This is a genomic window from Bacillus sp. MHSD_36 (genome assembly GCF_030757775.1).
Lineage (GTDB): Bacteria > Bacillota > Bacilli > Bacillales > Bacillaceae_G > Bacillus_A.
The window spans coordinates 47,626-65,628 of sequence record NZ_JAVBIS010000009.1 but is presented as its reverse complement, the minus strand read 5'-3'; the positions used below and the strand labels follow the sequence as shown (position 1 = coordinate 65,628).

Below are 18,003 nucleotides of genomic sequence, written 5' to 3'. Positions count from 1 at the left end.
TGGTTCCGTTTTAAGCTTGTTCTTCGAATCGTCTTGCAATTTCTATAATAACTTGCACAGCTTTTTCCATAACATCTACAGAAACATACTCAAACTTCCCATGATAGTTTTCACCACCTGTGAAAATATTCGGCGTTGGTAACCCCATATACGATAATTGTGATCCATCCGTTCCACCACGGATTGGATGAATATTTGGTTCGATATTTAAACTTTTCATTGCTTCATATGCAATATCAACAATTTCTCTCACTGGTTCAATTTTTTCAAGCATGTTATAGTACTGATCATTCATTTCTAAAACGACTGCATCTTGTCCATACTTCTCTTGCATTTGCTTCACAATCGTTTCAACGTTATGTTTACGCGTTTCAAAATTTTCACGCTCAAAATCTCTAATAATATAATACGCTTTACTTTGCTCAACATCACCATATAAAGAAAGTAAATGATAGAATCCTTCATAACCCTCTGTATATTCCGGCGCCTCTTCCACCGGTAAATAGCTATTAAACTCCATAGCAAGTTTAGTTGCATTACGCATTTTATTTTTCGCTGTTCCAGGATGTGTATTCGTTCCGTTAAACGTTAATTTAGCGCCTGCAGCATTAAAGCTTTCATACTCTAAACCACCTAATGGACCGCCATCCATCGTATAAGCAAATGATGCACCAAACGCTTCTACATCAAAATGCGCTGGTCCACGGCCAATTTCTTCATCCGGCGTAAATGCAACTCTAATTTTCCCGTGTTTAATTTGCGGATTATGTATTAAATAGTTCATTGCAACCATAATTTCTGTAAGACCCGCTTTATCATCTGCTCCAAGAAGTGTCGTACCATCAGTTGTAATAATGGTATGCCCTTTATATGATGGTAACTCTGGGAACTGTTCTGGTGTTAACACAACATTTAGCTCTTCATTTAACGTAATTGCATTTCCATCAAAGTTTTCATGGATTTGTGGTTTTACGTTTTTCCCTGTAAAATCTGTTGCTGTATCTAAATGTGCTAAAAAGCCGATTACTGGAACATCCTTATCCGTATTAGCAGGAAGTGTTGCCATTACATACCCGTTATCATCCATCGTCACTTCTGTTAACCCAATTTCTTTTAACTCTTCAACTAGTAACTTCCCAAACTCAATTTGTCCTGGTGTTGTTGGCACTGTATGACTATCTTCATTTGATTGCGTATCAATCTTTACATACCTCGTAAATCTTTCAATAAGTTCTTGTTTCAAATTCATTCACTCCCTTTTATATTTCTTTCTCTATTATAATCCTTAAGACGAAATATTTTAACTTTTTCGGTTATGAGAATATATATTCCATCTTACATTTTCACAAACAATAAAAATTCATAATATTTGCTCACCGTGGCCCAAACAAGTAACATACATAATTATAATGTGAAACTTTAATCAGTGGGGTCCATCCCCCATTGATTATCATCCTTCACCAATCAGGCTGCCCGATAATGCGGGATAAACTATAGGAGGTATTAAAAATGAGGCTAACTCTCTTTCGCTATTTTCTTTTTTTCTTAGGCTTAATTTTCTTTGGCCTTGGAAATGCTCTTGCAGTCAAAGTTAAATTTCTCGGTTTACATCCTTGGGAAGTTTTAAATATGGCTCTCTACCAAAAGTTTGGATGGACAATTGGTACGTGGAGTGTCATATGCGGATTATGTCTCGTTCTCATTTCTTTACTAGTAGATCGAAAATATATAAATGTGGGGACATTTTTAAATGCACTACTTATCGGTCCCATTATGGACTTTTTCTTACAATCAAATATTCTTCCAAACGCTAGTAATTATTTATGGATAAACTTACTCATTTTATTTGCTGGCATTGCAATTACAGGTATTGGTGGAGGCATGTACGTTGCGGCTGGGATTGGTGCTGGACCTCGCGATGGATTCATGCTTACTATTTCCGACAAAACAAGACTATCTATTAGCCGTGCACGAATCATTGTAGAATGCATTGTACTAGTTATTGGATTTATGCTCGGTGGCCCTGTTTTCATCGTAACTTTTCTGTACACCTTTATTCAAAGTCCAATCTTTCAACAATCATTTAAGATTTTTCAAACACTCTTACATACTTTACAAAACAAAAACAAAGAGCAAATTAATGAAAATTTATAAAACACAATTTAATACAAATGAATTCACCCTATTTACGATTCTCACCGCAAATAGGGTGTTTCTTTTTCATCTCACAATTTAAGAAGATATACTACTCATTCACAATAAAAGTATATACATCGTTATAAATACAACCATTTACCCTAATAACATACTTCCCAGGTTTACTAAAACGAATTGTGTATTTATTTAGCTGAATTGCTTCTTTATCTCCAGAAAGAACATCAATGCTTCTGCCACTTAATACATATAATTCATTTAGATTCATCGATACATCAATTGTATTGAAATTCTCCTCTTTCACTTGCCGTGTTTCCGCAGCGCTTACACTTGGTTCTAAAAACAGTAGTCCACTTAATCCAATCGTACCTGCTAAGGCTACTCCCGCAAACTTTTTAATCTTTTTCATTACAATGACCTCCTTATAGATTTTGCGTAAAGGTAATGTCCCCCTTACACCACAAAGCCTATATGTAATGAAATGAAAAGTAAACGAGGACCGTAAGACAAAATTCTACATCTTTTTCTCCAATTGAATAGAAATCCAACGTTTGGAGTTTTGTCATATTTAAAATAGTTTCCCTAAGCCAACTTCCAATTATATTATTCAGAAACTGAATAATTACTTATTGATTTAACATTCTAAAAATAGTTGATAAAAATACTTTCTATTTAAATAAGAAGATTTTACTATAAAATTAACTTTTTTAAAAAATACATGCAACCAATTTTATTCCACTTTCCATACTCTCTCTACATTCATTAATTGCTCATCTTTAAACTCCAACTTATATATGTCGGGCTTCGATGTATGTATTAAAAACTCAAATCCATATTGATTATCAAAGTAATTCATCATTAAAGTCATTACAAGCCTATGTGTGCCAATTACAATTTTTTGCTCTTGAAAATCCATTAATATTTCTTTTAACACTTTCACTACTCTTCTTTGGCAATCCGCATATGACTCTCCTTCCGTTCGTGCAAAGTCCGGATTAGAGAACATCTTCTTTACAAGTGGATACACTTCTTTATCTGATATAACCTGATCTCCACTGGAAAACATACACTCTTTAAGATTTTCATATATTACTATTTCTTTTTCATAGAAATTGGCCGTTTTTTCTATCGTTAATACAGCTCTCTTATACGGAACTTGAAATGAAAGTATCGATTCCTTCTGTTTTTAATATGTCTGTTACTCTATGAGCGTCTAAACTTCCCTTTTCAGTTAGACCACGTGTTCTTTCACCCTCTTCTAATTTTGGTGATTCACCGTGCCTAACCATATAAATATATGTATTCATACTTCCTCCTTGAAAATATTCATTCGTTTTTTATATACTTTGTTGATTTATTCGTCTAATCCACTCGCCTACTAAACTCTCGAATACTTCAGGCTGTTCAATCTGCAAATTATGGCCCGCCATATCTAACACCGCTAATGTCGCTCTTGGGTAACCATCAATAATTTCTATAATATCTTGATAACCTACCGATATATCTTGTCTTCCAGCTAGTAAAAGAACGGGTTTCTCATATTTCAAATGATGAAAATTCATAGTAAGAGAGTAATTCTTTTGCAACCTTTCAATAAATTCATAATTAGCAATATCTAGTCCCGGCTTAATCTCCTCTTTAAATCTCGTATATGTATATTCATTCGCGACTACTGCTAACTCGCAAAACTCTTCTCTATCAGTGGAAGTTAGTGTATTTAAAAACTCCTTATCTTGTACAATTATCTGTTTATTAGGGATAATCCTTTTTTCTTGCTCCGCTACAACAACAGGGCATACTAATAGTAATCCATTAACTCTTTCAAACAGCTTTATGAGTATACCTCTAGCTAAATATCCCCCATAAGATTCTCCTACTAATAAAAAGTTTTTCTTTGGAATGATTTCTTCAATACATGCAATTAACAGTTCTAACATATGATCTGAACTATTTATCCAATCTGGAGCATTCGATTTCCCCATGCCAGGTAAATCAATATATATTCTTTGGTAACCTTTATATTTTTCGAATACTGACTCCATGCATCTCTGCATTAACCTATGATCAGGTGCACAGCCATGTATAATAATGACTGGTTTTCCTTCGCCAATGATTTCATAATATATTTTTGCATCCTTAATCCGGCATATCATAAAAAAGTCCCCCTAGTGTTCTATTCATCTTTACAGACATCCCTCTCAAACCAATAGGAATACACGTTCTCATTTTATAACTTTTCAGAACATAATTTCAAATTTTATTTTTCAGATTTCAAACAAAAAAGCCTTCCATGAGTGTATCCCCTCAAAAGAAAGCTCTTTTACGTATTTCCTCCTACTTGAACTTCAAGCATCATTACACATTATTCTTCTAGTTTCATCAACACAATTCTCCAACCATCTGGATCCTCTATCGTTATCCCCTTGTCTTTCCAGTATGGATTTTCAGGTTCGACCTCGTCATAACCCAATGCATGTAGCCTTTTACTCACCTTTTTCATTTCACCATCCTCACGCATATAAAATACAAGTAAATTATCCTTTGTCGGAGCTGGACATGGGCTCCCATCTATATGTCTTGTAAATTCTAAATGATACTCTTCATCTGGGAGTCCAAACATGACCCCATCATAGCCTTCATGATTGTAGAATTCACCTATACGTTTTAAGCCTAATCCTTTTTCATAGAATTCTATAACCTTTTCAAATTGATCAGTTGGACGCGCTATTCGAAACCTTACCCAGTTCTTCATGCTCTTCCTCCCATACTAAAATTTTATACATGCTTACGTATTATTGTATATACGCAACATCTTTTTGAAATCCCTCATTAGTATGAGAATAAATACATACAAAAGTTTAGTTCATACTTTATAACATTGAATATATTATCTTCATGCAATTATACATATTCACTTGTGAACTATTAAAAAACCTATAGAATGCAAAGGATGACTATATATACAATTCCCATTTAAAATCTTAATGAAGTACATATTATTAAAAAACAATACTTTTTTAATTTTAAGAAGTATTACACTTTTCAAGACCTTCCGTATAAACATGATTTTTATAAGGAAATCTGATACAATTCTTAAATAATATTATTATGTATAGATATTACGAATAAAGTGCATAATTAAAGAAGGTGATTTTATTGAAATTAAATAAAAATTTACAACTATATATATTAATTGGAATATTAATATGCTATTCAATCTATTTTATATTTTTTTATCTGTTCCCTACTCATTTTTCAAATTCGGATGTACGCTTCGCTTCACTTATCGTTGAAGCCATTACATTTGTATCACTCATTTACTCTATATATTCTAAAAAAGTTAGTTCAAATCCGTTTTGGATATGTATCACAATAGCAATTGGTAGCTTTTTATTAGGGAAAATAGTATACACATATGAGGATAGTTTCTTCGAAATTCCAATACATCGATTTACTATTTCTGATGTATTTTACATGTTTTTTCTACTCTTCTGTCTTATCGCTTTCTGCTATAAAATCTTAAAAGAATGCGATAAATGGGAAAAAGCGTTCTTTATTTGTGATATATGCATAGTACTTACTTCTATATTCACATTGGAGTGGTATTTATTTAATCAACCAAATTTAAATATATTCTCTCTTTCACTAGGAGATGTTTTCCTTTCATTTCTATATCCAATTGCAGATTTATTATTTCTTCTGTTAGGTGTTAGTCTTTTTTTCCGTCCAACAATTTTTAATTCCAAACGAAAAATCTACATCTTTATTTTTGTATTGATAAGTTCTGCAACTTTTAACTATATTTATTTTTACCTAAATAACCATTCATCAACTGAAACGATAACATTATTACGTCTTTTATATAGAATACCTATATTACTTATTGCAATAGCTGGGTCTATTTCAGAAAATCATAATAGCCATAAAAATTATTTTATTGTTAACCCTATAATAGGAAAAAAGGCTTTAGTTGTATTCCCCTATCTTGCTGTTGCGATACTAATTGGGTTTACATTAAAAGAACAAACAGCATCTTCAACTCTCATTACAGGAAATTGTATTACTTTTATTTTCATACTCATTCGTCATTCTATTGTACGTATGCAAAACAATTCCCTAACAAAACGTTTACAGGCATTTAATGCTCAACTAGAAGAAAAAGTGACTTTACGAACTTCTGATTTAGTTTATAAATCAGAGGCTCTATCTCAAAAACAACAAAAATTCAAATCACTATATGAATATCATCCTGACCCTATTTTTACAATTGATTTAAATGGAATCTTCTTAAATGTAAATAAAGCTGGAAGTATGTTACTGGGAGCACCAACGAATGAGTTACTCGGTGAAACTTGTTTTTCGATTATTTTAGAAGAAGATAAACATAAACTAGTATCTGCATTAGAAAAAGTGAAACAACAAGAATCGACATCCTTACAACTTAGTTCTCAATATAAAGATGGCTTTACTTATTTTTTATACGTTACCATCGTCCCTATTATGATAGACGGACAAATTTCAGGAAGCTATATTATGGTGAAAGATATTACTGCACTAAAAAAGCAGCAAGAAGAAATCAAATATTTAGCATTCCATGATACTGTAACGAAAATTGGGAACCGTGCCTTTTTCCATAAGAAATTAAAAAGGGTTATCAAAAATGCGAAAACAACAGACAGTGAGTTCGCATTATTATACTTAGATTTAGATCGATTTAAAGCGATTAACGATACACTTGGACATTCGTCAGGAGATTACATATTAGAAGAAGTAGCAAAGCGATTCCAATCCTGTCTTCCATCACATACTCATCTGTCAAGAATCGGTGGAGATGAGTTTACTATCTTAATTGAAAATTATACTGACGAAGATTCCTTATTCGAGTTATGTAACAAATTATTTGAAAGCATAGAAAAACCGTTTGTCATACATGAGCATACATTAATTTTATCACTTAGTATCGGCATCGCTATTTATCCACATTCCGGAATCGATACCGCTACACTTCTAAAAAACGCTAATGTTGCCATGTATGATGCGAAAGCAAAAGAACTTAACTCTGTCTCTATTTATGATGATGTTATCGCTAAGAAAATTGAAAGACGATTACGATTAGAAAAAGATTTATCAAATGCAATACAAAATGAAGAATTGTTCCTATTGTATCAACCTCAAGTTGATAGTGAATCTAATAAAATTATCGGTGCAGAAGCTCTAATCAGGTGGAATCATCCTGAATTAGGCGTTATTTCTCCATACGAGTTTATTCCGATTGCAGAAGAAACACTACAAATTATTCCAATAGGAAAATGGACATTGCAGCAAGCCTGTGAGCAAATGAAACGTTGGCACACACTCGGATATTCACATTTAAAAATAGGTGTAAATTTATCCGCTAAAGAATTTGAACAAGAGGATTTTGTAAAGTCTATTTTTTCTACTTTAGCAAATACAGGTTTACCAGCAAGTTCTCTCGATCTTGAGTTAACAGAGCGAATTGCGATGATGGATGAGCGAGAAACATTGATAAAATTGCGTACACTAAAAAGTTTAGGGATTCACATTTCAATCGACGACTTTGGTACAGGCTATTCTTCACTAGCTTACTTACCTTTATATCCAATCGATACGTTAAAAATCCCAAGAGAATTTATTACAATGTCTGAAACATGTGACGATGGAATGGAAATTATTAAAACAATCATCACATTAGCAAATACATTAGGAATGTCTGTCATTGCTGAAGGTGTAGAAACGAAAGAACACGTAAATTTCCTTCAAAAAAACAAATGTCAGTTTATCCAAGGTTACTATTATAGTAAACCTATCCATGCTGACTCATTTTCTACTCTTCTCAAAAAAGGGTTTCATTCTCTATAACGCAAATATATACAAAAAAAAGGAAAGAAGAGCCCGTGTCTTCTTTCCTTTTTTTACTTTGCAACTTTTCCTTTCCTTCACATATCATTTATGTACGTAGTTACTAATACATTTATGGTAACAGACTTAAATAGGAGGGATTTATATGCACCATGATAATCCAAATAATAAACTTTACAAAAACATTCCTCTATCCCTCGTCTCAATAAAAAATGACCTAAAACAAAAATGTACCAGCACAAATGGCTTTCTTTACCCCCTTTCGAAAGAAGAAGAAATATTCATACATACAATTAAAGAAAGAACAAAATTATTAAATCAAAATAATGTGACAAGAACTCGTGCTTACTATCAATTTTACAAAAGATATCCTGAAATACATTGGGCATTACTTGGACATATGGTATCACGTAACGGTGGTTGGAACATGACAGATTTAAAGGGGGATTTATATACGAAGTTGTTATCTGAAAAAGATCAATTTACTTTCTTTTCTTTTTTGGAACGAGGAAATTGGCTTATCTTTCAAGATGTGTATCCACAATTTTTGTTATATGAACAGAGTATAAAAAACTCCAAAAATCTTTTTCATCTCCTCCCTCATCTCAATGTGTCAACTTTTATGGAAACGATGTGGAACTTTTTTTGGAGAACTGGAAACAAACAAATATTAGCGATTGCGACTATTATTAATGAACAAAACTACTTAGAAAAAAGAGTAATTCAAAATAAATACTTCAAAAAAAATGTACTAAATAGTATTGGATTTAAACTTTTTGATTTCTTTCAATTTAATCACATTCTCTTCCCTTTCTCTGAAGAAAATGCTATGCAAAAAACTATATTAATTGGTGATACAATGAAACACTTCACTTCTTTACACGAACGAATTTTACTTGGAAAACGATTATATGCATTATTATTTCATGATGAACGCGTTTTAGCTCGTATACTACAATGGGCTGATACACATCCACATACCGGATCACGAAAAGATTATTGGCCACATTTATTTTCAAGCGTAAATGAATCCTTTTCAAGAGAGTTTTATAAACGAAGAATAAAGAAATGCCAGTTAAAAAGTGATGCCTACCGTATATATAGCCCTGCACTTATGTATGCATGGAAAAATATGAAACATGAAGAAACAGAATATAAAGATTGGTTTAACGACTGGAAAATCATACATTATTTAACCGATAAGGAGGAAAGGATACATGGACAAATTACAGAAGACTACTGTAAAACACTCGAAAAAATTGAACTTGCCATTCTTGCAAAGAAAAACGTCCTCCTTCGAGAAGAAGAATAATTTTCTAGCATTAGCAGTTACAATCTTACTCTCTTCTATTATCGGAACTTGCTTAGATGCTTTCTTTGTTGCGAACCAACTCTATTCCTTTCCCGTTAGACCATTCTCATCCATATTTTCAGTTAACATTGGCTTTACTTTGTTTATACTACCGATTTTAACAACTGTTTTTATACAAATTTCCAAAACACTATCTACAATTTCTAGAAGTCTACTTATTATTTCAATAGGTATTTGTGCTAGCATTTTTGAACAGATTGCCGAAAGATTCGGTTTCTTTATTCATAGTGTGGATTGGAATCATACATATTCTTTATTCGGCTATATGATTTTCTTTTCTTTTATTTGGAAAGTATATCATTTAATGATTAATAAAAAAGAGTACTGAAAGGCTGGCAAACCTTTTAGTACCCTTTTTTATTATGCTTCACATACATATTATTACGCATATAATTCTGATACCTCAATTATTTTATTAACAATACTTTGTTCATCTGTTTTTAAGCATGTGGACGCATGGCCCACTAATATTTCATGACTCCCAACACAAATACTTTCCTTAGCGTGTATAAACATTGATAAATCGTTTAAATCATTACCAAATACTACGAATTCCCTCTCTTTAATACCTAATCGTTGTAATCCCATCCATTTATCAATATTTTCAGGGCTTATATCCACGATTCCCTCATTATCATGTTCATAAATACGTATAGGAAGTTCTTTCAACATATTCATAATATATTCTTTTTGAACATTATCAGGAAATACTACCACCTTTACTACTTCCTTAATTTCATCAATATGTACATTATTAGCCAATTGATTAGGATCTATATTTTTGTAAATAGGGTGATTTTCGCTTCCTGTATAAGAATAATCCCAATGACTATCTATCAAGTATGAAAGGCTATATTTCTCTATTATTGAACGTATAGCAATAACCGTTCCAGGATCAAAAGTGATAACTTCAATCATCTCCTTTCCCTTTGCAATAAATGCACCATTCCCACCAATCATTGAATAATGATGCATATGATTTGGCAGCACCGGTAATAGGTCCCTAATCGGTCTAGCTGATGCAAATATAATCTCATGCCCTCTACTTTGACATACGTCTAGTGCATGAATTATCCCTTTAGTTACTGCGTTCCCTTTAAAACAAATAGTACCATCAATATCAAAAATAAATTTCATATACATCTCTCCTTTCTTTTTAATGTATATGAATTATTTTATAATTGACAGGACAGATGTCCCAAAAGGAGAAACATTATGCAAAATATTGTAGATAATACCTTATTATTAAGCTACTTAAATAACGAGTACATAAAAAAGCTATTCCAACAATTCAATCATCCATTTGAGATTCGTAGATATGAAGCAAAAGAAACTGTATTACAAGAGGGCGAAACGATTGATGGCCTATATATTCAAATGTCAGGGCGTACAAAAATAACTTCAAGTGTAATTACAGGTAAAGCATTATTGCTACGGTTTTGTTCTGCCGTTTCTATCATGGGAGATATTGAATTAATTCAGTCCGTAGACATACAATCTCATGTAACCTCCGAACAACAGACTGATTTTCTTTTTATCGATAAAAATTATGTAACAAGTTACTTATTACAGGATGTAGTCTTTCTTCAAGAGCTCATTCATCATGTCACTTATAAACTACAGACCTGCACAACTGCTTCACGTATCAATTTATTAGCTTCTGTAGAGACACGCTTTGCTAGTTATTTATGTACAGCACAAAATCCATCTAATTTATTTGGGCGCGAAATTCATACTAAAGATCATCATGAAATCGCCTCATTAATCGGGACAACTACTCGTCATCTTAATCGAGTCATTGAAAAACTAATAACTAACAATATAATTCATAAAAATAATAAACAGATTGTTGTTGACGATTGGAAAGCTATTGATACCCTTTCAAATGGACTACGGTATGAATAAAAATTTAATAATTATATAGATCCCCCCTATAATAAAGAGACCGTTTTTACAACGGTCTCTCTTTAAGCATACTCTTCATTTATTGCTAATGGTGCAAGAGTTTGAAGACTTTTTGAACGTAAACGATAAGCAACGATTTTCTTCTTATATTGCTTGATTACATCAACATGTTCCTCATGGCGATATAAAGAAAATCTAATCTCTTTATTCCCTTTCTTCGTATCAATAACAAGTGGTATTCCTTCCCCATGTGGCGGGAAATAATGTTTATCTAAAAATAAAGCTTCATTAAATTCATGAATAACTTGTAGTTTCATTTCCCCCTCTATATTTTTTCCATCTATCGATATAGAGGTATTCTCCTCATCAAGTTTTTGATGTAATTCAAATCTACTAATAATAGATTCTACAACTGAAGTTGGCATACTAGAAACGAGTGTCTTATTTACTTTAAGCTAAACAAAAATAGCCATGTAACGACTCAAACTGTTACTTACGTTTCATAAATACAACTAAAAAACATAAAAAATATCCTTCCCTACATGAAAAGGATGTTTTTTATGTTTTTTATGTTTTTTATTTTGATTATGAATTCTTTCATACGCATCGATTTATTTATCTAAACGCTTGTCTGCTTTACGCTCATTTACAACAAAAAATGCATGAATTAATCCTGGTAAATAGAAACACAACGTTAATACAAAATTAATAAGAGCTTGAACAGGTTTACCGCTAAATAAAACTGCTAACGGCGGACAGATAATCGCTAATGAGTACATCATGATAAAATTTATTCCTTCTGAAATAACCAAATACACCTATATATTACATAATAAGTAAATTTAATCCACAATTTATTTTTTCTATCATGAAAGTATGATATCCAATGTTGGTTTTTGGAAAACAAAAAGAAGCGACATATTTTATCGCTTCTTACTCTCATCATCTTTATTCTTTTATTAATGACTTATTCGCTCTTATAACTTCTTGATACAATAATGGTGACCACTTTTCATTTATGTAGTCTTGCATTACCCAGCCCACTCTCGCAGGATTCTTTTGTTTTATATAGTTTGCAATTTCAGGATTTATATAAGAGGCGTAGTAATATGGACTATTCCATGCTGTACCACCAGAAGACAAGCTTGTAAAATTAATATATAGATGATTTAAATCCTCACTATTGTTCATCGTGTCATTGATCGTATCTTTAATAGATTTTACTTTCTCATCATAACTCACTTTATATTTATCTTGCACTGTTACATTTACATTTTGATTTACAGTTGTCGTAAATGTCTCATTATCTGGCCAATAAAAATTATTATATCCTCCTGTTTCATTACTACTATACCTTTTTAACAACACAATTTTCCCACGAGCATCTCCAAGTTTTATATTTCCTTCTGTTTTTAAAAAGATAGAATCAACAAAATAATTTTTTTCAAACGTATTACTAAAGGAACCTTCTGCTCCTTTCATATCCTCATACTCTTTTTTTAAAGACATAATAATCGTTTCACTTGGGTTATCTTTTAAAAATTGTTTCGCTTCGTTTATGAATTCATGCAGTGTTACATAAAGATATAAAGGCCCATGATGAAGAACTATCGTATTATCATCTGTTAAACGTCCTCTTATATCAAATATACGAGCTCCATGATCCATTTGGTAACGAAAATCATATTCTTGCGTCATTCCCCATACTTGCTTAATTGGATTTTGTAATTTGAACGTACCACTATCATGTGTTCCCGGAATTGAAATTCGTGCCAATGGGATGTTATCAGGTATAGGTTGCATCCATTTTGACCAATTTTCAAGCTCATTAACAGAGCTAGCTGCAACGACCCGCTTATCATGTGAAGCAAATAAAGATGTGCTAAATATCATAATGCATATGAATAATTTCAAAATAAAATTATTATTGCTCACTACTATTCCTCCTTTTTCTATTTTATATCAAACTTATTGAATATAATATAAGCTAGTTCATAAAAAATAAATAACATTTTATCAATATGAAATATTGCATAGAAGTAAAGTTAAAAAATCATTCCCCTATACTAAATTAGAACATTTAAAGGAACTTCATCTGAAGTTCCTTTCGTTTATTTTATGTTCAATACATATGAACCATCTTTATTCTCATACTTATAGACATATAAATAATATTTACCTGGCTTTGCATTATAAGTTCCTTTAACTACCCCCCCTTCATTTTCACCATATGCTACATAATTGTTTAAGTCGGATTCATGATGAAGTACCCATGTCATTCCAATGTTTTGTTCATTTAGTAGAGAAATATTAATATTTTCTGGTGAGTCAATTTGGAAAGTAAATACATCTACCTTATCACGAATACCTAGTTTTCCTTTCATTGGTGTATGAAAGGAGACTTTATTTGCCTGTCTAGGTTCATTATTGGGTTCATTTTCTGTTACTTGTAACTCATTCCCACCGTTCGGTTCTCTTCGTTCATATCCTAAATCTACTAGTATAGACTTCAAATCTGGTAAAACACCAATTTTATCTGAAGATGGATCTTTAGATTTCGTTCCAGTGTTACGGTTACTTAATATCGTTCTTAATTCACTTGGTCTATATGGTTGTCCTAAATTTTCTTTAGCAATGCTTTGTACTAAAGTCGCTGCTCCTGCGATAATGGGTGAAGCACTAGATGTTCCACTAAAGCTTGAAGTATAAAGATTTACAGCACTTCGACTTTGCTCAGCTGTAGTTGTATCTACATTTTCTCCCCACCCGTACACATCAATCCGACTTCCATAATTTGAAAACCACATACGCTCATGAGGGAAAGATGAAGAGCCCGCGCCTACCATAATTGCACCTGAATCTTTAAAATCTTTACTATTTCGATTTAAGACTTGTTTACCATTTCTATCTTTAAATTGATCTAAATCATTCCACCCATTTGCTCCAGCCTCTATAATGACAACACCTTTATCTGTACCAGCACGAATCGCATCAAAGATATCTGGTTGTATTTCAACAGGTAAATATTTATCACCATATCCATCAAAGGAAGCTTGTGCCTCTAATAATAAAACATCCCCAACTTCTAACTGATTTACAGCACTTAATATTGCATCAGCTGTATTATACTGTCCGTTATCTCTTATTTGAGAAATCACTTTCGCTTTCGCTTTTGGCGCAATCCCAATATTCCCAACCTCATTATCCTCAGAGGATACAATCCCTAGTACAGACGTTCCATGTCCAACATGCTGATCTATATTTCTTCCAGACATTAATTCAATATTTTGATGTACTAAATCCTCATGATTTAATAGCCATCCATATTCCATATCAACAAAGGTTATATCACTTCCATTACCACCTTGGACTCCCCAGGCAAAAGGCGCATTAATACCGTATGGTGCCGCATCAAGGTAACCTTGTTTTTTATATCTAGGATTGTTATTAGGATTAAAAGATACACTTAATGGTTGTACTTCCGGTGGCGTTATTTTTTCTTGTTTCTTCACATACACATCTTCTATTAAAGAAGACGTCTTTAACTTATTTACTAGTTCCTCTTCCTGCTCACCATTTTGAGTTTGAAGAATATAGTAGTTTGATAAACTTGTAGATACCTTATTAGGTGCTTTCACTTCAAGGTTTTGTATTTGTTCCGGGCTTACAGATGTGAATAAACGATTAAATGTTACGTCTGGATATTCTGCAAAAAAATCTTCTAGTACTTTATCGTTCATTTGAGATTGTATTTGTTTTTCAATACCATCTTCATATGGCAATTTCAAATCCGCTCTGAATTTTACAATGATTTGCTTATCTGTTTCTTGTTCTATCCCTAATTTACTCTGTTGTTCTATAGAATCAGCATTTACAATATTGACAGTTTCCCCTATTCCTAAAAATGTTGAAATGATTACAGCTGAAACAGATATTCTTTTAAATATACTCATTACATCACTCCTCTTATTAATAATATAAAATCCTTATATCATTCTATAACGATTTTGTTTATATAACATATTCCCTTTCTACTAAATAGATTATAGTAATCAGCAATATGAACTTCAATGTATTTTCATATGCAATATTTCATATTCGGACTCTACACTGCATAAATAAGAAACTTATAATGATTATTTATTTCAAATGTGCTAATATACTTACATTATAATATTATGTATAGACATTCTGAACTACATTACTTAACAGTTTGACCTTATTTTCCCTAGGAGGATTTACAATGAAATTATCAAAAATAAAACATATAATCCCTATATCTGCAGCAGCAATTACATTCCTATGTCATCAAAGTACAGCTGAAGCATCTACCATTCATACAGTAAAAAAGAATGATACACTTTGGGACATTAGTAAACAATACGGGGTTTCAGTACAATCCATTAAACAGGCTAACAATAAAGGAAACGATCAAACTTTTATTGGTGAACAGTTACATATTCCAGGGTCCACAAATTCAAAGGAAATCATCGTTCGTCAAAACGCCAAACCTGCGAACATTTCTGGACAAATTATTTATCAAGTTCAACAGGGAGATTCATTAGAAACGATAGCAAAGCGTTACAACGTTACCGTTCAATCTATAAAACAAATTAACAATACAATCGGAAACAAACTTTATACAGGACAACATTTAAAAATTAACTCAAGCATTTCAGAAAAAGAAAAAGACTTAATGGCACGCTTAGTTACCGCTGAAGCAGGTGGCGAATCCTATAAAGGTAAAGTAGCTGTAGCAAAGGTTATACTAAATCGTGTAAACGCAAAAGGTTTTCCAAATACAATAACAGGAGTTATTTATGAACCTATTAAACACGGCTATGCATTTACTCCTGTTACAGATGGAAGAATTAATCATCCTGCAAGCCCAGAAGCAAAAATGGCAGTAGAAGAGGCTATCTCCACAAATGGAATACATTCTAACTGGCTTTACTTCTATAATCCGAAAACATCAACAGACAAATGGATTACGACACGTCAAACAGTAGCAGTAATCGGTAACCACGTCTTCGCTAAATAACATATAAAAAACAGGCCTTCTCACTTAAAAGGTCTGTTTTTTTATATGTCAGAATTTATTTATCATATGACATAGTGACCTTTGAAAACTATTTCTTCTTTTAAATAAAGACATTTGTATTTACTTCATCACTCCGAAAAATTAAAGAAGCATCAAGTTCAAAAACTCCCTCTTTATTAATAAAAGCTATTTCTTAACTTCATAAAATTGTTATACACTAAAGAAATAAAAACAAACTATTCGTTAGCAGGTGAAAGAATATGTATGATGTTACAATTATCGGCGCTGGAGTAAGTAGCATTTTTATGGCTTATTCACTAGCTAAAAGTAACAAAAAGGTTTTACTTCTTGATAAAGGTAAAGCGCTAGAAGATCGTCATTGTCCTTTAGACGAAGGAAAAGTGTGTACTTGTACTACATGTGATAAATATTTTGGGTTTGGCGGTTTAGGAAAATCTGAAGGGAAATTTAATTATACAAACGGATTTGGCGGAGAACTTGAGCAAAAAGTCGGTAAAGAGGGCTTTATACAACTCATGACTGAAGTAGATGAAATTCTATGTCAGTTCGGAGGAAGCTCTGTTTCAAAATACTCAACAGAAAGTCCAACTCTCAATAAGAGAGCTAAAGCGTGTGGTTTACAAATGCTCACAACAGAAGTAAGGCACCTTGGTACTACCCTTTCAAGTGACATTTTTCAGCAGCTCTACGAATTTTTACTTACGAAAATGGATATACAATTTCATATAGATGTACATCGTATTATGAAACAGAAAGATCATTTTACAATAGAGACAAATGAAGGAACAGTTCAATCTAAGCAACTAGTATTTGCAACTGGACGTTCCGGAGCGGATTGGCTAAAAGAAATGTGCACTTCTCTCAATATTTCTCAGGAACAAACTCGAGTAGATTTAGGTATTCGAGTAGAGATGAACGAACACCAATTACGTTCTATATTAAAAGATACATTTGAGACTAAACTTTCTTATGAGCATAAACACTTCACAGCAACTACGTACTGTATGAATCCGAAAGGACGCATTATTAGAAAGTACGAAGAAGGTTTAGTTATGCCTGACGGTCAAAATTTTCGAGAGAAAGGAACTGGCACACCTAACTTAAATTTCACTTTATTTATCCCGCGCTATTTTTCCACTCTCAAAGAAGCAAATGTATACGCAAGTTCAATTATTAAAAACATTAACCAAGGACGAGATCGGATTGTTATTCAGCGCTTAGAGGACTTACTAAATAAACAACCTACAACAGAGAACAACATGAAATATAACCGTATACGTCCTACACTACAAGGAGATTATGGAAATTTGCATACAGAAATTCCTCCATTATATATTGAAGGACTTAAAGAGTTTTTATTACGCTTAGAACAATTTATCCAAGAACCGATCGATAAAGATACTTTATTATATGGAATTGATGGAAAGTTCTATGCTCCTACGATAAAAATCAATAACCACTTTGAAACAAGTGTGCATGGGCTATTTTTAGTTGGAGATTGTTCCGGTGTCACTCATTCATTATCGCAAGCTGCTGCAAGTGGCTTGTACGTTGGAAAATATTTATCTCATATTTAATTTCTTTCATTAAGATTGCAATTAAATATTTTAGCTTCCATAGTAATAACTTA

General features: G+C 32.4%; 15 protein-coding genes and 2 pseudogenes. 7 read left to right on the top strand and 10 right to left on the bottom strand.

Annotated elements, in window-relative coordinates:
* Positions 1 to 10 precede the first annotated feature (10 nt).
* Entirely contained in the window at positions 11 to 1,243 is a 1,233-nt protein-coding gene (gene pepT / locus Q9B79_RS23875; protein WP_306188231.1) for a peptidase T, read from the bottom strand.
* A 266-nt stretch (positions 1,244 to 1,509) separates the two neighbouring features.
* Here pepT and Q9B79_RS23870 point away from each other — a divergent pair, with 266 nt between their 5' ends.
* The gene (locus Q9B79_RS23870) at positions 1,510 to 2,154 is read left to right on the top strand and encodes a YczE/YyaS/YitT family protein (protein WP_306188229.1); all 645 of its coding nucleotides are present in this window, start codon (positions 1,510 to 1,512) and stop codon (positions 2,152 to 2,154) included.
* A gap of 91 nt (positions 2,155 to 2,245) precedes the next feature.
* On the opposite strand, the gene Q9B79_RS23865 is transcribed toward Q9B79_RS23870, so the two are convergent.
* The 4 genes and pseudogenes from Q9B79_RS23865 to Q9B79_RS23850 all read right to left on the bottom strand — a co-directional run bounded on the left by Q9B79_RS23865 (position 2,246) and on the right by Q9B79_RS23850 (position 4,906).
* Positions 2,246 to 2,563 (bottom strand): hypothetical protein, encoded by a 318-nt coding sequence (locus tag Q9B79_RS23865; protein ID WP_306188227.1) that lies wholly within the window; start codon positions 2,561 to 2,563, stop codon positions 2,246 to 2,248.
* A 321-nt stretch (positions 2,564 to 2,884) separates the two neighbouring features.
* Positions 2,885 to 3,461 (bottom strand): annotated as a pseudogene (locus Q9B79_RS23860) (histidine phosphatase family protein).
* A 30-nt stretch (positions 3,462 to 3,491) separates the two neighbouring features.
* Complete coding sequence (locus tag Q9B79_RS23855; RefSeq protein WP_306188225.1) at positions 3,492 to 4,307, bottom strand: alpha/beta fold hydrolase; 816 nt, start codon at positions 4,305 to 4,307, stop codon at positions 3,492 to 3,494.
* Positions 4,308 to 4,516: 209 nt separating this feature from the next.
* Positions 4,517 to 4,906, bottom strand: a complete 390-nt coding sequence (locus Q9B79_RS23850; RefSeq protein ID WP_306188223.1) for a VOC family protein — start codon at positions 4,904 to 4,906, stop codon at positions 4,517 to 4,519.
* A gap of 404 nt (positions 4,907 to 5,310) precedes the next feature.
* Between Q9B79_RS23850 and Q9B79_RS23845 the strand changes: the two genes are divergently transcribed.
* From Q9B79_RS23845 to Q9B79_RS23835, 3 genes are all read left to right on the top strand, one after another.
* A complete protein-coding gene (locus Q9B79_RS23845; protein ID WP_306188222.1) occupies positions 5,311 to 8,034 on the top strand; it encodes a bifunctional diguanylate cyclase/phosphodiesterase in 2,724 nt (907 codons plus the stop codon).
* A 145-nt stretch (positions 8,035 to 8,179) separates the two neighbouring features.
* Positions 8,180 to 9,346: a DUF2515 domain-containing protein gene (locus tag Q9B79_RS23840; protein ID WP_306188220.1), complete on the top strand. Its 1,167-nt coding sequence runs from the start codon at positions 8,180 to 8,182 to the stop codon at positions 9,344 to 9,346.
* A complete protein-coding gene (locus Q9B79_RS23835) occupies positions 9,252 to 9,734 on the top strand; it encodes a CBO0543 family protein (RefSeq protein ID WP_306188217.1) in 483 nt (160 codons plus the stop codon). The genes Q9B79_RS23840 and Q9B79_RS23835 overlap by 95 nt, the downstream gene beginning before the upstream one ends.
* Before the next feature lie 53 nt (positions 9,735 to 9,787).
* Here the strand turns inward: Q9B79_RS23835 and Q9B79_RS23830 are convergent, their stop codons facing one another.
* The gene (locus Q9B79_RS23830) at positions 9,788 to 10,543 is read right to left on the bottom strand and encodes an HAD-IIB family hydrolase (RefSeq protein WP_306188215.1); all 756 of its coding nucleotides are present in this window, start codon (positions 10,541 to 10,543) and stop codon (positions 9,788 to 9,790) included.
* Positions 10,544 to 10,621: 78 nt separating this feature from the next.
* Between Q9B79_RS23830 and Q9B79_RS23825 the strand changes: the two genes are divergently transcribed.
* The gene (locus tag Q9B79_RS23825; protein WP_306188213.1) at positions 10,622 to 11,311 is read left to right on the top strand and encodes a Crp/Fnr family transcriptional regulator; all 690 of its coding nucleotides are present in this window, start codon (positions 10,622 to 10,624) and stop codon (positions 11,309 to 11,311) included.
* A 62-nt stretch (positions 11,312 to 11,373) separates the two neighbouring features.
* Here Q9B79_RS23825 and Q9B79_RS23820 read toward each other — a convergent pair.
* The 4 genes and pseudogenes from Q9B79_RS23820 to Q9B79_RS23805 form a co-directional block, all read right to left on the bottom strand.
* Positions 11,374 to 11,754 (bottom strand): annotated as a pseudogene (locus tag Q9B79_RS23820) (YfmQ family protein); the annotation flags it as partial.
* A gap of 168 nt (positions 11,755 to 11,922) precedes the next feature.
* Positions 11,923 to 12,093: a YqaE/Pmp3 family membrane protein gene (locus tag Q9B79_RS23815; protein WP_306188211.1), complete on the bottom strand. Its 171-nt coding sequence runs from the start codon at positions 12,091 to 12,093 to the stop codon at positions 11,923 to 11,925.
* A gap of 166 nt (positions 12,094 to 12,259) precedes the next feature.
* Positions 12,260 to 13,246 (bottom strand): phosphatidylinositol-specific phospholipase C, encoded by a 987-nt coding sequence (locus Q9B79_RS23810; RefSeq protein ID WP_306188209.1) that lies wholly within the window; start codon positions 13,244 to 13,246, stop codon positions 12,260 to 12,262.
* Between the two features lie 176 nt (positions 13,247 to 13,422).
* Positions 13,423 to 15,264 carry a S8 family peptidase gene (locus Q9B79_RS23805; RefSeq protein ID WP_306188207.1) on the bottom strand — a complete coding sequence of 614 codons (1,842 nt, stop codon included), beginning with the start codon at positions 15,262 to 15,264 and terminating at the stop codon, positions 13,423 to 13,425.
* 290 nt (positions 15,265 to 15,554) lie between these two features.
* On the opposite strand from Q9B79_RS23805, the gene Q9B79_RS23800 reads away from it, so the two are divergent.
* Positions 15,555 to 16,352, top strand: coding sequence for a cell wall hydrolase (locus Q9B79_RS23800; RefSeq protein WP_306188205.1), 798 nt, complete (start codon positions 15,555 to 15,557; stop codon positions 16,350 to 16,352).
* A 260-nt stretch (positions 16,353 to 16,612) separates the two neighbouring features.
* Complete coding sequence (locus Q9B79_RS23795; RefSeq protein ID WP_306188203.1) at positions 16,613 to 17,950, top strand: NAD(P)/FAD-dependent oxidoreductase; 1,338 nt, start codon at positions 16,613 to 16,615, stop codon at positions 17,948 to 17,950.
* Positions 17,951 to 18,003: the final 53 nt, after the last annotated feature.

Coding starts and splice junctions, on each gene's coding strand:
- Q9B79_RS23855 (WP_306188225.1), bottom strand. CDS start 4,307: ATGATATGCCGGATTAAGGATGCAAAAATATATTATGAAATCATTGGC.
- Q9B79_RS23795 (WP_306188203.1), top strand. CDS start 16,613: ATGTATGATGTTACAATTATCGGCGCTGGAGTAAGTAGCATTTTTATG.
- Q9B79_RS23840 (WP_306188220.1), top strand. CDS start 8,180: ATGCACCATGATAATCCAAATAATAAACTTTACAAAAACATTCCTCTA.
- Q9B79_RS23870 (WP_306188229.1), top strand. CDS start 1,510: ATGAGGCTAACTCTCTTTCGCTATTTTCTTTTTTTCTTAGGCTTAATT.
- Q9B79_RS23835 (WP_306188217.1), top strand. CDS start 9,252: ATGGACAAATTACAGAAGACTACTGTAAAACACTCGAAAAAATTGAAC.
- Q9B79_RS23805 (WP_306188207.1), bottom strand. CDS start 15,264: ATGAGTATATTTAAAAGAATATCTGTTTCAGCTGTAATCATTTCAACA.
- Q9B79_RS23830 (WP_306188215.1), bottom strand. CDS start 10,543: ATGAAATTTATTTTTGATATTGATGGTACTATTTGTTTTAAAGGGAAC.
- Q9B79_RS23815 (WP_306188211.1), bottom strand. CDS start 12,093: ATGATGTACTCATTAGCGATTATCTGTCCGCCGTTAGCAGTTTTATTT.
- Q9B79_RS23800 (WP_306188205.1), top strand. CDS start 15,555: ATGAAATTATCAAAAATAAAACATATAATCCCTATATCTGCAGCAGCA.
- Q9B79_RS23825 (WP_306188213.1), top strand. CDS start 10,622: ATGCAAAATATTGTAGATAATACCTTATTATTAAGCTACTTAAATAAC.
- Q9B79_RS23865 (WP_306188227.1), bottom strand. CDS start 2,563: ATGAAAAAGATTAAAAAGTTTGCGGGAGTAGCCTTAGCAGGTACGATT.
- Q9B79_RS23850 (WP_306188223.1), bottom strand. CDS start 4,906: ATGAAGAACTGGGTAAGGTTTCGAATAGCGCGTCCAACTGATCAATTT.